Origin of the sequence: Variovorax sp. DAIF25 (assembly GCF_050711835.1) — a bacterium.
Taxonomy (GTDB): domain Bacteria; phylum Pseudomonadota; class Gammaproteobacteria; order Burkholderiales; family Burkholderiaceae_C; genus Variovorax.
In genome coordinates, this window is record NZ_CP136637.1 from 1,041,004 (window position 1) to 1,054,011 (window position 13,008).

Annotated in this window: 12 protein-coding genes; 5 read left to right on the forward strand and 7 right to left on the reverse strand. The window is 68.4% G+C overall.

The annotated features are described in order from the left end of the window. The first annotated feature begins 11 nt into the window (after positions 1 to 11). Genes R0232_RS39020 through R0232_RS39035 form a run of 4 tightly spaced genes read left to right on the forward strand, consistent with a single transcriptional unit; the run spans position 12 to position 4,283 of the window. Positions 12 to 1,367: an ABC transporter substrate-binding protein gene (locus tag R0232_RS39020; protein WP_431514498.1), complete on the forward strand. Its 1,356-nt coding sequence runs from the start codon at positions 12 to 14 to the stop codon at positions 1,365 to 1,367. Between the two features lie 12 nt (positions 1,368 to 1,379). Then, the gene (locus R0232_RS39025; RefSeq protein WP_431514499.1) at positions 1,380 to 2,291 is read left to right on the forward strand and encodes a carbohydrate ABC transporter permease; all 912 of its coding nucleotides are present in this window, start codon (positions 1,380 to 1,382) and stop codon (positions 2,289 to 2,291) included. Further along, entirely contained in the window at positions 2,278 to 3,189 is a 912-nt protein-coding gene (locus R0232_RS39030) for a carbohydrate ABC transporter permease (RefSeq protein WP_431514500.1), read from the forward strand. The genes R0232_RS39025 and R0232_RS39030 overlap by 14 nt, the downstream gene beginning before the upstream one ends. Before the next feature lie 8 nt (positions 3,190 to 3,197). Next, complete coding sequence (locus R0232_RS39035) at positions 3,198 to 4,283, forward strand: ABC transporter ATP-binding protein (protein WP_431514501.1); 1,086 nt, start codon at positions 3,198 to 3,200, stop codon at positions 4,281 to 4,283. Here the strand turns inward: R0232_RS39035 and R0232_RS39040 are convergent, their stop codons facing one another. Continuing rightward, positions 4,284 to 5,054, reverse strand: coding sequence for an AraC family transcriptional regulator (locus R0232_RS39040; RefSeq protein ID WP_431514502.1), 771 nt, complete (start codon positions 5,052 to 5,054; stop codon positions 4,284 to 4,286). A 112-nt stretch (positions 5,055 to 5,166) separates the two neighbouring features. Here R0232_RS39040 and R0232_RS39045 point away from each other — a divergent pair, with 112 nt between their 5' ends. Then, a complete protein-coding gene (locus R0232_RS39045) occupies positions 5,167 to 6,000 on the forward strand; it encodes a phytanoyl-CoA dioxygenase family protein (RefSeq protein ID WP_431514503.1) in 834 nt (277 codons plus the stop codon). A 27-nt stretch (positions 6,001 to 6,027) separates the two neighbouring features. Here R0232_RS39045 and R0232_RS39050 read toward each other — a convergent pair whose 3' ends face one another. From R0232_RS39050 to R0232_RS39075, 6 genes are all read right to left on the reverse strand, one after another. After that, entirely contained in the window at positions 6,028 to 8,058 is a 2,031-nt protein-coding gene (locus R0232_RS39050) for a gamma-glutamyltransferase family protein (protein WP_398492280.1), read from the reverse strand. A gap of 380 nt (positions 8,059 to 8,438) precedes the next feature. Next, a complete protein-coding gene (locus R0232_RS39055; protein ID WP_431514504.1) occupies positions 8,439 to 9,392 on the reverse strand; it encodes a sugar kinase in 954 nt (317 codons plus the stop codon). Then, positions 9,379 to 10,029 carry an RraA family protein gene (locus tag R0232_RS39060; protein WP_093346731.1) on the reverse strand — a complete coding sequence of 217 codons (651 nt, stop codon included), beginning with the start codon at positions 10,027 to 10,029 and terminating at the stop codon, positions 9,379 to 9,381. Before R0232_RS39060 ends, R0232_RS39055 begins: the two co-directional genes overlap by 14 nt. Positions 10,030 to 10,143: 114 nt before the next feature. Continuing rightward, on the reverse strand, positions 10,144 to 11,127 hold the full coding sequence (locus tag R0232_RS39065; RefSeq protein ID WP_431514505.1) for a TRAP transporter substrate-binding protein: 984 nt from the start codon (positions 11,125 to 11,127) through the stop codon (positions 10,144 to 10,146). A 34-nt stretch (positions 11,128 to 11,161) separates the two neighbouring features. Further along, a complete protein-coding gene (locus R0232_RS39070; RefSeq protein WP_431514506.1) occupies positions 11,162 to 12,439 on the reverse strand; it encodes a TRAP transporter large permease subunit in 1,278 nt (425 codons plus the stop codon). A 22-nt stretch (positions 12,440 to 12,461) separates the two neighbouring features. After that, a complete protein-coding gene (locus tag R0232_RS39075) occupies positions 12,462 to 12,980 on the reverse strand; it encodes a TRAP transporter small permease (RefSeq protein ID WP_261206082.1) in 519 nt (172 codons plus the stop codon). Positions 12,981 to 13,008 lie beyond the last annotated feature (28 nt).

The window sequence follows — 13,008 nt, forward strand, 5'->3', positions numbered from 1 at the left end:
GCGCCCACGACATGAAGCTCCAGAATCCCCTCGCCTCGCTGCACCGCCGCGACCTGCTCAAGACCACGGCCGCGCTCGGCGCCGCATCGCTGCTGCCCTGGCTCGCCAGCGCCCAGGGCGGCGCGAAGAAGTTCGCGGGCGTGACGCTCAACGTCTCGACCTTCAGCGCCGCCTATCCCAAGCTGCTGCAGCAATGGCTGCCCGAGTTCGAGGCGCTGACCGGCGCCAAGGTCAACTTCGACACGCCCTCGTTCCCGGTCTACAACCAGCGCGCCGACCTCGAGCTCTCCACGCGCGGTTCGGCCTACGACGTGGTCAACGTCACCTTCATCTATTCGAGCCGCTGGATCAACTCGGGCTGGCTCACGCCGCTCGACGACTACATCCGCAACGCGAACCTGACCGCGCCGGACTTCGACCTCAACGATTTCCTGCCCGGTGCGCGCGCGCCCGAGACCGGCCGCGACGGCAAGCTCTACGGCATTCCCTGGACCGCCGAGGCGCTGCTCACGGCCTCCTCGCGCTTCGACCTGGTGGAGAAGGCCGGGCTGGCCTTCCCCGACACCACCGACGACCTGGTGAAGGTGCTGCGCGCCGTCAACCGCAAGGAACGCGTGGCCGGCTTCGTGGCCGACAACCACTACGGCTGGACCTTCGTGCCCTACCTGCACGCCTTCGGCGGCGACGTGTTCCGCAAGGCGCCCGACGACCTGTTCCCCACGCTCGACACGCCCGAGGCGATCGCGGCCGGCGAGTACTACGCCAACCTGCTCAAGGAGTTCGGCCCCGATGGCGCCGTGACCTACCAGCCCGACCAGGTGACGCAGGCGCTCAAGCTGGGCCGCGTGAACTTCACCGATGCGGGACAGCTGCACCTGGCGCAGCTCGGCGACGCCGCCACCAGCAAGACCGTGAAGACGGTGCGCTTCGGCCAGGTGCCCAAGGGCCCGGCCGGCCGTTTCCCGGGCACCGCCGTGCACGGCCTGGGCATTCCCAGCGGCTCGAAGAACAAGGAGGCCGCCTGGGCCTTCATCCAGTGGGCCTTGAGCAAGCAGACCACGCGCCGCGCGGTCACCGCGGGCTACGGTTCGCCGGCGCGCCGCTCGGACATCGATTCGCCCGAGTTCCGCCAGAAGCAGGTCATCAACGGCAGCGACCTCGCGAAGCTCTCGCTCGACGCGATCGAATCGGCCTCGAAGTCGGGCCACATGAAGTACCGCACGGTCTCGGTCTATCCGCAGGTCGACCAGCAGCTCAACAAGGCGATCGAGCTGATCGCGAGCGGGCAGCTGTCGGCCAAGCAGGCCTTCCAGCAGGCGCAGGCCAACTCGATCGCCGAATTGAAGCGCGCGGGCGTCAAGCTCTGAGGCGCGGCGGCGATGGCTTCCGTGCTTTCCGCGCCGGCCTCCTGGCAGGCCGAGCAGCGGCGCGCCTTCCTGCTCGGGCTCTCGCCCTCGCTGGCGGTGCTGCTGCTGATCACGCTGGTGCCGGCGGCGGCGCTGCTGGTCGCGAGCTTCACGCCGCTGAGCCTGACCGACCCGACCGCGAGCTTCCGCTTCGACGATCCGCTGGTGAACTACCGCCAGCTGCTGCACGACGACCGCTTCCTCGGCTCGATCGCGGTGCAGCTCAAGCTCTCGGCCTCGAGCGTGGCGCTGCAGCTCGCCACCGGGCTCGGCCTGGCGCTGCTGCTCAACGGCAAGTCGCGCGTGCTCGACGGCGCGAAGACGCTGCTGCTGATCCCGATGGTGCTGCCGCCGATCGTGGTGGCGCTGATCTGGAAGATCATCTACACGCCCGACGTGAGCCCGCTGCACCGGCTGCTCGAGCACATCGGCCTGCCGGTGCGCTCGCTGATCGCCGACCCCGACACCGCGCTGTGGGCGATCTCGCTGGCCGACACCTGGCAGTGGTTTCCCTTCACCATGCTGATGGTGCTGGCCTCGCTGCAGATGATTCCCGACGACCCGATCGAGGCCGCCACGCTCGAGGGCGCTAACCGCTGGCAGCTGTTCCGCCACATCGTGTTTCCCTACATCCGGCCGGTTCTGGTGGTGTGCGGCCTGTTCCGCCTCATCGACAGCTTCAAGGCCTTCCCGCTGATCTACGTGCTGACCAACGGCGGGCCCGGCAACGTGACCGAGGTCACCAACTACTACGGCTTCATCCAGGCCTTCAACTTCTCGTACTGGGGCTATGCGAGCGCGATCGCCACCGTGATGCTGGTGGGCGTGTTCGTGCTGAGCTGGCTGGTCGGCAAACTCGGATGGGGCAGCCATGACGCTCGCTAGCCGCACGCTCGACGCCGCCGAACTCGCGCTGTCGCACGAGGAAGGCGCGGGCATCGACCTCTCCGGCGCCGCGCCCCGCGCCCGCCGCGTGCCCTGGCTGCGCGCCCACGGGCGCTCGCTGACGGTCGCGCTGCTGGTGCTGCTGGTGCTCTCGCCCTTCCTCTGGCTGGTGCAGCTCGCGTTCAAGCCGGCGGCCGACATCTTCGAGGACGGCCTGCTGTTCGTGCCCACGCTCGATGGCTTCCTGAGCCTGCTGCAGGGCAACTTCGTGCGCTCGTTCTGGAACAGCCTGGCGGTGAGCACGATGTCGACCGTCTTCTCGCTGCTGATCGGCGTGCCCGCGGCCTATGCGCTCACGCGCTGGAAGTTCAGGGGCCGCGACCGCATCGCGCTGTGGATCCTGGTCACGCGCATGGCACCGCCGATCGCCTTCACCATCCCGTTCTTCCTGGCCTACCAGTACCTGGGGCTGCAGGACACGCTGATCGGCCTGGCGATCGTCTACCTGACCTTCAACCTCGCGATCGTGATCTGGCTGATGCAGACCTTCTTCGAGGCGGTGCCGGCCTCGCTCGAGGAGGCCGCGTGGATCGACGGCTGCGGCGTCTGGCAGGCCTTCTGGCGGGTGGCGCTGCCGCTGACCGCGCCGGGCCTCGCCGCCACCGCGGTGCTGTGCTTCATCTTCTCGTGGAACGACTTCTTCTATGCGCTGATCCTCACGCGCACCAACGCCATCACGGCACCGGTGGCGATCGTCAACTTCCTGCAGTACGAAGGCTGGGAGTGGACCAAGATCGCCGCGGGCGGCACGCTCGTGATGTTCCCGGTCATCGTGTTCACGGTGCTGGTGCGCAAATACCTGGTGCGCGGTCTCACGGCCGGCGGCATCAAGGACTGACCGACCCCATGGCTTCCATCTCCATCCGCAAGCTCTTCAAGCAGTTCGGCAACACGCCCGTCATCCGCGGCATCGACATCGAGATCCGCGACGGCGAGTTCGTGGCGCTGGTCGGGCCCTCGGGCTGCGGCAAGTCGACGCTGCTGCGCACCATCGCGGGCCTCGAGAACGCCGATGCCGGCGACATCCTGCTCGGCGAGCGCCGCATCAACGACACCGCGCCGCGCGACCGCGACGTGGCGATGGTGTTCCAGAACTACGCGCTCTATCCGCACATGACGGTGGCGCAGAACCTGGGCTTCGGCCTGAGCATCCAGGGCCTGCCACGCGACCAGATCGCGCGCCGCGTGCAGGCCGCGGCCGAGACGCTGGGGCTGCAGGAACTGCTGGCGCGGCGCCCGCGCCAGCTCTCGGGCGGCCAGCGCCAGCGCGTGGCCATGGGCCGCGCCATCGTGCGCCAGCCGCAGGCCTTCCTGTTCGACGAGCCGCTGTCGAACCTCGATGCCAAGCTGCGCGTGCAGATGCGCACCGAGATCAAGGCGCTGCACCAGCGCCTGGGCACGACCACGGTCTACGTCACCCACGACCAGGTCGAAGCCATGACCATGGCCGACCGCATCGTCGTGCTCAAGGACGGCCGCGTGGAGCAGATCGGCGCGCCGCTGGAGCTCTACGACCAGCCGCGCAATGCCTTCGTGGCGGGCTTCATCGGTTCGCCCGCGATGAACATCATCGCGGGCCGGCTGCAGCTCGACGGCGCGCCGCACGTGCTGACCGACGACGGCCTGCGGCTGCCGCTGCATCGCGCGCCGCGCGCGGCCCATGGCGACCGCGTGCTGTATGGCACGCGGCCCGAGCACTTCACGATCGACGGCGGCGGCAACGGCGATGCCGATGCGGCGCTGCCGGCCGACGTGATCGTGGTCGAGCCGACCGGCTCGGAAACGCAGGTGGCGCTGAAGCTCGGCACGCAGACCGTGATCGCGGCCTTCCGCGAGCGCATCGACGCGCGGCCCGGCGAGCGGCTGCCGCTGTGGCCGGTGGCGGCGAAGGCGCATCTGTTCGATGCGGCCGGCGGGCACCGGCTCGATTGATCAGCGCCCCTTCTGCCGGATGTACGCCTGCGGCGTCATGCCGATCTGCTTGCAGAACATGGCGATGAAGGCCGAGGGCGAGCCGTAGCCCAGCTCGACGGCGACGTCCTTCACCGCGCGCCCCGCCTCCAGCAGGGCGATCCCGCGGATCACCTTGAGGCGCTGGCGCCACTCGCTGAACGGCATCTGCAGGTCGCGCTCGCAGCGCCGCGCCAGCGTGCGCTCGGTCGAATGCACCGTGGCGGCCCATTCGGCGAGCGAGCGGCCATCCCAGGGTTGCGCCTGCAAGGCCTCGAGCACGCGGCCCAGCTGGGGGTCGTCCGACATCGGCAGGTAGCTGTCGTGGCCGGGCGCGATGGCCAGTTCATCGCGCAGGACCTCGAACAGGCGCTGCTCGGCCGGGTTGCGCGGCACCTCGATGGAGCGGCTGCGCAGGCTGTCGAGCACCGCCTGCGTCAGCGGGCTGATGACCATGGTGCAGGCGCGCTTGGGGAGCACGTCGCACAGGGCCTCGGCCAGGTAGACCGTGGCGTAGCTGGCCGCGTGGCGGTTGCTCGACAGGTGCTCGACGCGCGGCGGAATCCACACGCCGTACTGCGGCGGCGCCAGGAAGACCCGGCCCCCCATTCCGACCTCGATCACGCCCGAGATCGCGTGCACGAACTGCCCTTCCTCGTGGCTGTCGCGCGGCGCGGTGCCGCCCGGCGCCAGGTGCACGACCTTGAAGAGCACGGGCTGGCCGTCGGCGGCGGATTTGAGGGGTCGCTTCATGTTGTCCGGCTTGCTCGATCGCTTGTCCGATTGGATGGGCTGTTTTGCAAGCCGTCACTCTAGACTGCCTTCGGCCCCGCAACCATTGCCTACCTCGAAGGAGACACCGCCCATGAATGCACGACCCGACGACCGGCTTCCATCGGACCAACAGGTCGAGGAGTTTTCGCGCGATGGCGCCATCGTGCTGCACGGCGTCCTGCGACCGGCCGAGGTCGAGCTGCTGCGCCAGGGCATCGATGCCAACCTTGCCGCGCCGAGCGTGCGCGCGAAGGTGGCGAGCCGGCCCGACGATCCGGGCTTCTTCATCGAGGACTTCTGCAACTGGCAGGAGATCCCGGCGTACTGGGACGTGATCTCGCGCTCGGCATTGCCGGCCGCCGCGGCCAGGCTCACGAAGAGCACCCAGGTGCGGCTCTATCACGACCACATGCTCACCAAGGAGTCGGGCACGCGCCAGCGCACGCCCTGGCACCAGGACCAGCCCTACTACAACGTCGAGGGCAGCCAGAACGTCAGTTTCTGGATTCCCGTGGATCCGGTGTCGCGAGCCTCCACGCTGGAGCTCGTCGCCGGCTCGCACAAGGGGCCGTGGCTGATGCCGCGCACCTTCATGACCAATGAGGCCAAGTGGTTTCCCGAGGGCGCGCTGGCCGATCTGCCCGACATCGAGGCCGACCGCGCGGCCCACGACATCCTCGGCTGGGCCGTGGAACCCGGCGACGCCATCGCTTTCAACATGCTCACGCTGCACGCCTCGGCCGGGCTCGAGCCCGGTCGGCGGCGGCGGGTGTTCTCGGTCCGCATGCTGGGCGAAGACATGCGGCATGCGCCGCGGCGCTGGAAGACCTCGCCGGACTTCCCGGGGCTGGCCGAGCAGCTGCCTGCGGGGGCGCCGATGGCGCATCCGCTGTTTCCGGTGCTGTGGCCGCCGGCTTCCAGCTAGCCGGGCGGCATCCCGCCCGGCCGACGCTCAGGGATTGAAGCTGTCCCCGAGCACGACGCCTTCGCGCCTCGGATCGGTCCCGCCCGCCAGCACCGGCACCCCGTTGCGCTGAACCCGCATGACGGTGTTGACGCCGCTGGCCTGCGCGCTGGTGGAGATCTTGTGCTTCAGCGCGATCAGGCCCTGAATCAGCGGATCGTTGGCACCGCCATTGGACGTGTCGATGTTCGGATGCTCGCCGCCCAACGTGGTCGTCGCGCTGTTGCTGGCGCCGAAGTCCACCAGGTTCGAAGCCTGCTGCGCATCGAGTCCCCAATCCAGCGCGCCCACCAGCGTCTTGACGACGTACTGCGGGATGGTGCCGCCACCGGGCGAGCCCGTTGCCATCACGAAGTCGCCCTTCGAGCCATCGGGCGCCATGCCGAAGACCAGCGTCGGTGCCATCGAGCTGCGCGGCCGCTTGCCGGGCGCCACCCGGTTCGCGATCGGATCGCCGTTGCCGTCGGTCGGCGCGGCGGAGAAGTCCGTCAGCTGGTTGTTGAGCAGGAAGCCGTCGGTCATGTGGAACGAACCCATGCTCGACTCCACGGTGGTCGTCGCCGTGAGCGCATTCCCCTCCCCGTCCACGATCGTGAACTGGTTGGTGCCGTGCTCGACCAGGTTGTCGACGCCCAGCGGGATCGGCCCGAGGTTGCCCGCGACCGCGGTCCCCATGCTGGCGCCGAAATTGATCAGGCCCGCGCGGCTCGTCAGATAGGGCTTGTTGAGCAGCGTGTCCCAGGTGCCGCCGGGCAGCGGCACGAAGTCCGTATCCGCGACGTACTTGTCGCGGTCGGCATAGGCCAGGCGCTCCGCCTCGCTGACCAGGTGCACGCCCATCACCGTGGGCTTGCCGCCTTCCAGGTCGAGCGTTGCCGGCTTGTAGAGGGAGAGATTGAAGTTCTCCAGGATCCCCATGGCCGATGCCACGGTGATGCCGCCCGAAGTCGGAGGCGGCGCGCCGCAGATCCAGTAGGCACGGTAGGTCGTGCACACGGGCTCGCGGCGCTTCACCTGGTAGCCGGCCAGGTCGGCGAGCGTGGTCTTGCCCGGCGTCATCACATCGCCATTGGCGTCGACCGACGTGGCGATCTTGGCCACGATGTCCTGGCCGATCTGGCCCGTATAGATGGCATCGGCGCCGTTGTTGGCCATGGCCGTCAGCGAGCGCGCATAGGCCGGGTTCTTCAGCAGGGTTCCCAGGGCCTTCGGCGTGCCGTCGTCGTTGAAGAAGTAGGCCTTGGCCTCGGCATCGCGCTTCAGGCTGGTGGCGTTGGAGGAAATGGCGTCGGCCAGGCGGCCGCCGATCTTGAAGCCGTTGGTGGCCAGCGCGATGCCATCGCCGAAGAGGTCCTTCCAGGCGAGCTTGCCGTGGTCCTTCTGCACGGCCTCGATCAGCCGCGGCACGCCGATGGTGCCGATCGAGCGGCCGCTGGCGCGGGCACTGGGCTTGGGCGTGGTCTTGTCGGTCGTGTCGTCGATGTAGCGCAGGTAGTTCTGCGTTGCGGCCGCGGGTGCCGACTCGCGGCCGTCGTAGGCCACGACCTTCTTCGTCGCCGCATCGTAGTAGACGATGAAGCCGCCCGATCCCAGGCCCGTCGCCTCGGGCACCGTGAGCCCGAGCACGGCCTGCACCGCCACCGCGGCGTCCGCCGCCGTGCCGCCCTTCTGAAGGACCGCGCAACCCGCGGCGCTGGCCAGCGCATTGGACGTCGACACCATGAACTTCTTGGCATAGACCGTCTTCAATCCGGTCCGGTATCCCGAGGCGGCCTCGGGCAGCGATGGGTCACCGGGAAGATTGGACCCGACCACGACGCCCGCGCCGTCGCTGGTCAACGCCTGGCAACTCGTGTCGGCCGCAGGGGGCGCAGGAGGAGGTGCGGCCGAATTGCCGCCACTCCCCGCGGAAGGCAGGAATGCGAAACCACCACCGCCGCCTCCCCCACCGCATGCGACGAGAACGGTGGCGGCGACGAGAGATGGAACCAGTGCGGAGAGAACGAGTCTTTTCTTCATGTTGTGATTTATCGAGGGATGAGTGATTCAATTCGTCGCGACACACTCTCGCCTGCACATTGCATGCCAATGCAATTCAGGCGAAAGCGTTAATTGCGCACCGACATTGTGCGCAACGATCCCTCATTCACAGCCCATGCAAATCCCGATCTCCAATTGATGTAAAGAATTGAATTTCTAATTCACAGCTAATAGATATTTGATAGACGCCATGCAATGAATCGATGGCGAACGCGGACTCTCTCGAAGGCCGGGTGACGGCAAGCGTCATGTGCAGGGCCATCAAGACCGCGTCGAACTTCTCGCGCGCGGCCCCGCAGTTCGAGTCGTCGACAGTGGGGCTCCGATGGAGCACCCGCTGTTTCCGAGATCGTGGCCGGCTATTTCCGGTCGGGATCCGCAGCCAGCAAGCCCCGCACCTCCTCCGGCCGCGGTATCGGCGCCACCGCCCCGAAGCCCGTGGTCGTGAGCGCCGCGGCCGCATTGGCATAACGCACCGCCTGCGCGATCGCGTCGCCCGCGGCCAGCCGAGCGAGCAGCGAGCCCGCGAAGCAGTCGCCGGCGCCGGTGGCATCGACCGCCTGTACCGCATGGCCCGCGATGCGCTCGCGCGATGAGGGCGTGGCGAGCACCGCGCCGGCCTTGCCGAGCTTCAGCACCACGGTGCGAGCGCCGGCCTCGAAGCACCAGTCGAGGATGGCCTCTTCATCGTCGAGGCCGGTGAACTGCTGCGCATCCTCGATGCTCGGCAGGAACAGGTCCGACAGGCCCACGGTCTCGCGGATCACGGCGCGGGCGCGCGCCAGTGGCCAGAGCTTGAGCCGCAGGTTGGCGTCGTAGCTGACCTGCACGCCCTTGGCGCGCGCGATGGCGATGGCCTCGAACACGGTGTCGCAGGCGCTCGCGCTGATGGCCTGGCTGATGCCCGACACATGGAGGAAGCGCGCGCCCTCGATGGTGTCGCGCGGCAGCCCGGCCGGCACCATGCGGCTGGCGGCGCTGCCGGCGCGCAGGTAGCTGAAGGCATGGCCGTCGCCGTCGTGCGTGACGAAGTACACCGCGGTCGGTGCCTGCGCATCGCGCGCCACGCCGTCGGTGGCCACGCCCTCGGCGCGCCACAGGGCCATCAGCGCGTCGCCCCAGGTGTCGCTGCCCACGCGCGTGAGGTAGGCGGTGCGCGCGCCCTGCCGGGCGGCGGCGATGATGGCATTCGAGGTGTCGCCGCCGAAGCCCTGCAGGTAGCTGGGCTCGCCGGGGCGGACCTGGTTGAACTCCACCATCGGCTCGCCGAGCGCGACGATCTGTGCCGCGCCGGTGGCTTCAGATGCGGCCATATTTCGCCAGCCCCTTGCGCAGCGAGCGCTCGGCCACGATCAGCTTGGCCTGCTCGAGCTCGCGCTGGTCGATCTCCTGCGCCATCGCGAGCACGGCCTCGGCATGGGCAAGCGGCACGATCACCACGCCGTCGATGTCGGCCACCACGATGTCGCCCGGGTGCACCATCACGCCGCCGATCATGGTCGGCACGCCCGAGCTCAGGGTCTTGTGGCGGCCCAGCGTGGTGCCGGGCGAGACGCTGCGCGCGAACACCGGGAAGTCGTAGTCGCGGCGGATCTCGGCGATGTCGCGCACGCCGCCGTCGAGCAGCGCGCCCGCATGGCGGTTGGCGAAGGCGCCCGCGGTCATCAGGCCGCCCCAGACGGCGACGTCGCTCTCGCCGCCGATGCCGATGCAGATCACGCTGCCCTCGGGCGCCTCGTCGATCAGGTCGAGCGCATGCTGCGGCGGCACGAACTCGTCGGTCGGCACCTCGATCACGGTGGCGGCCGGGCCGACCACGCGCTTGTCGTTGATGCGCGGCTTGATCTCGTGGTCGAGGTAGCCGCGCTTGCCGGTGACCTTGTCGACGGCATCGGCGACCGAGGCGGTGGCGACCTTCTCGAAGGCGGCGATCAGTTGCTGGGTGTCCATGAATCTCTCTCCTTGTGTATGTGCAATGGGCTGGAAGACGGGAAACGGCGGGCAGGCTCCCGCCCGCCCTCCTCGCGGAGGGCGGCCGAGAAAACGAATCGGGGGTTCAGGCGCTCACTGCGCGGCCTTGGCGATCTCCTCGCGCGCCTGCTTCATCAGCGCGGCGCCGATCTGCTCGGTGAACTTCTCGTGCACGGGCTTGACCTTCTCGCGCATGCGGTTGGCCTCGGCGGCCGGCAGGTCGACCACCTGCAGGCCGTGCTTCTTCATCTGGTCGACCAGCTTGCGCGTTTCCTCGCGGTTGATCTGGCGTTGGTAGGTGCCGGCATCGACCGCCGCCTTGCGCACCAGCTCGCGGTCGGCCTCGGGCAGCTTGTCGAACCACTTCTTGCTCGCCAGCACGATGTAGGGCGTGTAGCTGTGGGCGCTCAGGGTCAGGTACTTCTGCACCTCGTAGAACTTGCCCGACTCGATCAGGCCCAGGCCGTTCTCCTGCGCGTCGACCGACTTGGTCTCGAGCGCGCCGTAGAGCTCGGTGTAGGGCAGCGGCAGCGGGTTGGCGCCCAGCGCCTTGAAGGTCTCGATGTAGACCGGGTTCGGGATCACGCGGATCTTCAGGCCCGCGATGTCCTCGAGCTTGTTGACCGGGCGGCGCGAATTGGTGAGATGGCGAAAGCCGTTCTCCCAGTAGGCCAGCCCCACCAGGCCGTGGGCTTCGAGCTTCTGGAACAGCGACTGGCCGACCGGGCCGTCGAGCAGCGAGTCGGCCTCCTTGAAGCTGGAGACCAGGAACGGCAGGTCGAGCAGCGCGTATTCCTTGACCACGCCCACCAGGCCCGAGGTCGGGCCGACCATCAGCTCCTGCACGCCGCCTTGCAGCGCCGACTGCATCTGCGCGTCGGTGCCGAGCTTGCCGCTGCCGTAGGTGTTGACGTTGATGCGGCCGCCGGTGCGCGTCTTCACCAGTTCGGAAAAGCGCTTGGCCGCGAGGCCCTGCGAGTTGTCGTCGCTGGCGCCATAGCCGAACTTGCCGGCCTGCGCATGGGCCAGGCCGAGCGCCGCGGTGGCCGCGAGCGCGACGATGATCTTCTTGAGCATGCTTGTTGTCTCCTTGTTGGATGAATGAACGGTGTCAGCGGAACCAGGTGGCGGGCACGAGGACCAGCGCGGGGAACAGGATCAGCAGCAACAGCACGACGAGCTGCGCCGCCATGAAGGGCATGACGCCGCGGATCGCGTCGTCCATGCGGATGCGCGCCACGCCGGCCACCACGTTGAGCACCGTGCCCACGGGCGGCGTCACCATGCCGATGGCGTTGTTGATGATGAACAGCACGCCGAAGTAGATCGGGTCGATGCCGGCCTCCTTGATGATCGGCATCAGCACCGGCGTGAGGATCAGGATGGTGGGCGTGAAGTCGAGCGCGGTGCCCACCAGCACGACCACCGCCATCAGCACCAGCATCAACAGCGTCTTGTGCTCGATGAAAGGCTGCGCCAGCGCCACGATCTGGTCGGGGATGTTGGCCACCGTGATGAGCCAGGCCGACACCAGCGAGGCCGCCACCAGGAACATGATGATGGCCGAGGTCATGGCCGCGCTCAGCAGCGCGCGGTAGAGGTCGCGCAGCGACAGCGCGCGATAGACCAAGGTGCTCACGAACAGCGCGTAGGCTGCGGCCACCACGCCGGCCTCGGTGGGCGTGAACACGCCGAGCTTGAGGCCGAAGATGATGATGACCGGCAGCCCCAGCGCCCACAGGCTGCGCAGCACCGCCACGCCGATCTCGGGCAGGCTGCGGCGCGGCGCCGGCTGCACCGTGCCGCGGCGCGAAAGCCACCACCAGGTGACGATCAGCGAGGCACCCATCATCAGGCCCGGCACGATGCCGGCCATGAAGAGCTTGGTGATCGACAGGCCCGCGGCCACGCCGAACACCACGAAGCCGATCGAGGGCGGGATCACCGGCGCGATGATGCCGGCCGCGGCGATCAGCCCGCTCGAGCGGCCCACGTCGTAGCCGGCATTGCGCATCATCGGGATCAGCAGCACCGCCACCGCCGCGGTGTCGGCGATGGCCGAGCCCGAGACGCTGGCCAGCACCAGCGCCGTGAGCACCGCCACGTAGCCCAGGCCGCCGCGGATGTGGCCGATGACGGCCATCGCGGCATCGACGATGCGCCGCGACAGGCCACCGAGGTTCATGATCTCGCCGGCCAGCAGGAAGAACGGAACCGACATCAGCAGGTAGTTGTCGGCGCCGTCGACCAGCTTCTGCGCCAGGATCTGCACGTCGAAGCTGTTCATCTGCAGCATCAGCGCGACGCCGCAGACCATGAGGGCGAACGCGATCGGCATGCCCAGCGTCATGGCGCCGAGCAGCGATGCGATGAAGGTGAAGACGGTCATGGGATGGCCTCTGTCCTTGCGCTCAGTCGGCGGCGCGGTCTTCGCTCTCGCGCACCGTCACCAGCTGCGCGTCGCTGAGGTCGCCGCGCAGTGCCTGCCAGAGGTTGGCCAGCAGGGTGATGCCCATCAGCACCGCGGCCACCAGCCCGACCGAATAGACCGCCGCCACCGGGATGCCCGAGACCGGCGCGTGGTTGTCGAGGTTGACCTTGGTCTGCTCCCAGCAGCCCAGCCACAGCATCACGATGCAGCCCAGCATCAGCAGGTGGCTCAGGACGAAGAAGGCCAGCTTGCCCGCATGCGGCAGCCGGCTGACCACCGTGTCCATGCCCAGGTGCGTGCCCTGGCGCAGCGCGACGATCGAGCCGATGAAGGTCAGCCAGACGAACAGCATGCGCGACACCTCCTCGGTGAAGGTGATGCCGGTGTCGAACACATAGCGCAGCACCACGTTGGCGAACACCATCAGCGACATCACGGCCAGGCCACCCACGAGCGCGTGCTCGAACCACCGGTAGAGCCGGTCCATTGCTGCATTCATCTTGTCTCCTGTTCTGTGGCAACAAATA

What these genes read in the sequence shown, in the direction of transcription:
- R0232_RS39040 (WP_431514502.1), bottom strand. Translation starts at nt 5,054, where the DNA reads ATGAAGCGACCCCTCAAATCCGCCGCCGACGGCCAGCCCGTGCTCTTC.
- R0232_RS39070 (WP_431514506.1), bottom strand. Translation starts at nt 12,439, where the DNA reads ATGACCGTCTTCACCTTCATCGCATCGCTGCTCGGCGCCATGACGCTG.
- R0232_RS39060 (WP_093346731.1), bottom strand. Translation starts at nt 10,029, where the DNA reads ATGGACACCCAGCAACTGATCGCCGCCTTCGAGAAGGTCGCCACCGCC.
- R0232_RS39025 (WP_431514499.1), top strand. Translation starts at nt 1,380, where the DNA reads ATGGCTTCCGTGCTTTCCGCGCCGGCCTCCTGGCAGGCCGAGCAGCGG.
- R0232_RS39030 (WP_431514500.1), top strand. Translation starts at nt 2,278, where the DNA reads ATGACGCTCGCTAGCCGCACGCTCGACGCCGCCGAACTCGCGCTGTCG.
- R0232_RS39020 (WP_431514498.1), top strand. Translation starts at nt 12, where the DNA reads ATGAAGCTCCAGAATCCCCTCGCCTCGCTGCACCGCCGCGACCTGCTC.
- R0232_RS39050 (WP_398492280.1), bottom strand. Translation starts at nt 8,058, where the DNA reads ATGAAGAAAAGACTCGTTCTCTCCGCACTGGTTCCATCTCTCGTCGCC.
- R0232_RS39075 (WP_261206082.1), bottom strand. Translation starts at nt 12,980, where the DNA reads ATGAATGCAGCAATGGACCGGCTCTACCGGTGGTTCGAGCACGCGCTC.
- R0232_RS39055 (WP_431514504.1), bottom strand. Translation starts at nt 9,392, where the DNA reads ATGGCCGCATCTGAAGCCACCGGCGCGGCACAGATCGTCGCGCTCGGC.
- R0232_RS39065 (WP_431514505.1), bottom strand. Translation starts at nt 11,127, where the DNA reads ATGCTCAAGAAGATCATCGTCGCGCTCGCGGCCACCGCGGCGCTCGGC.
- R0232_RS39045 (WP_431514503.1), top strand. Translation starts at nt 5,167, where the DNA reads ATGAATGCACGACCCGACGACCGGCTTCCATCGGACCAACAGGTCGAG.
- R0232_RS39035 (WP_431514501.1), top strand. Translation starts at nt 3,198, where the DNA reads ATGGCTTCCATCTCCATCCGCAAGCTCTTCAAGCAGTTCGGCAACACG.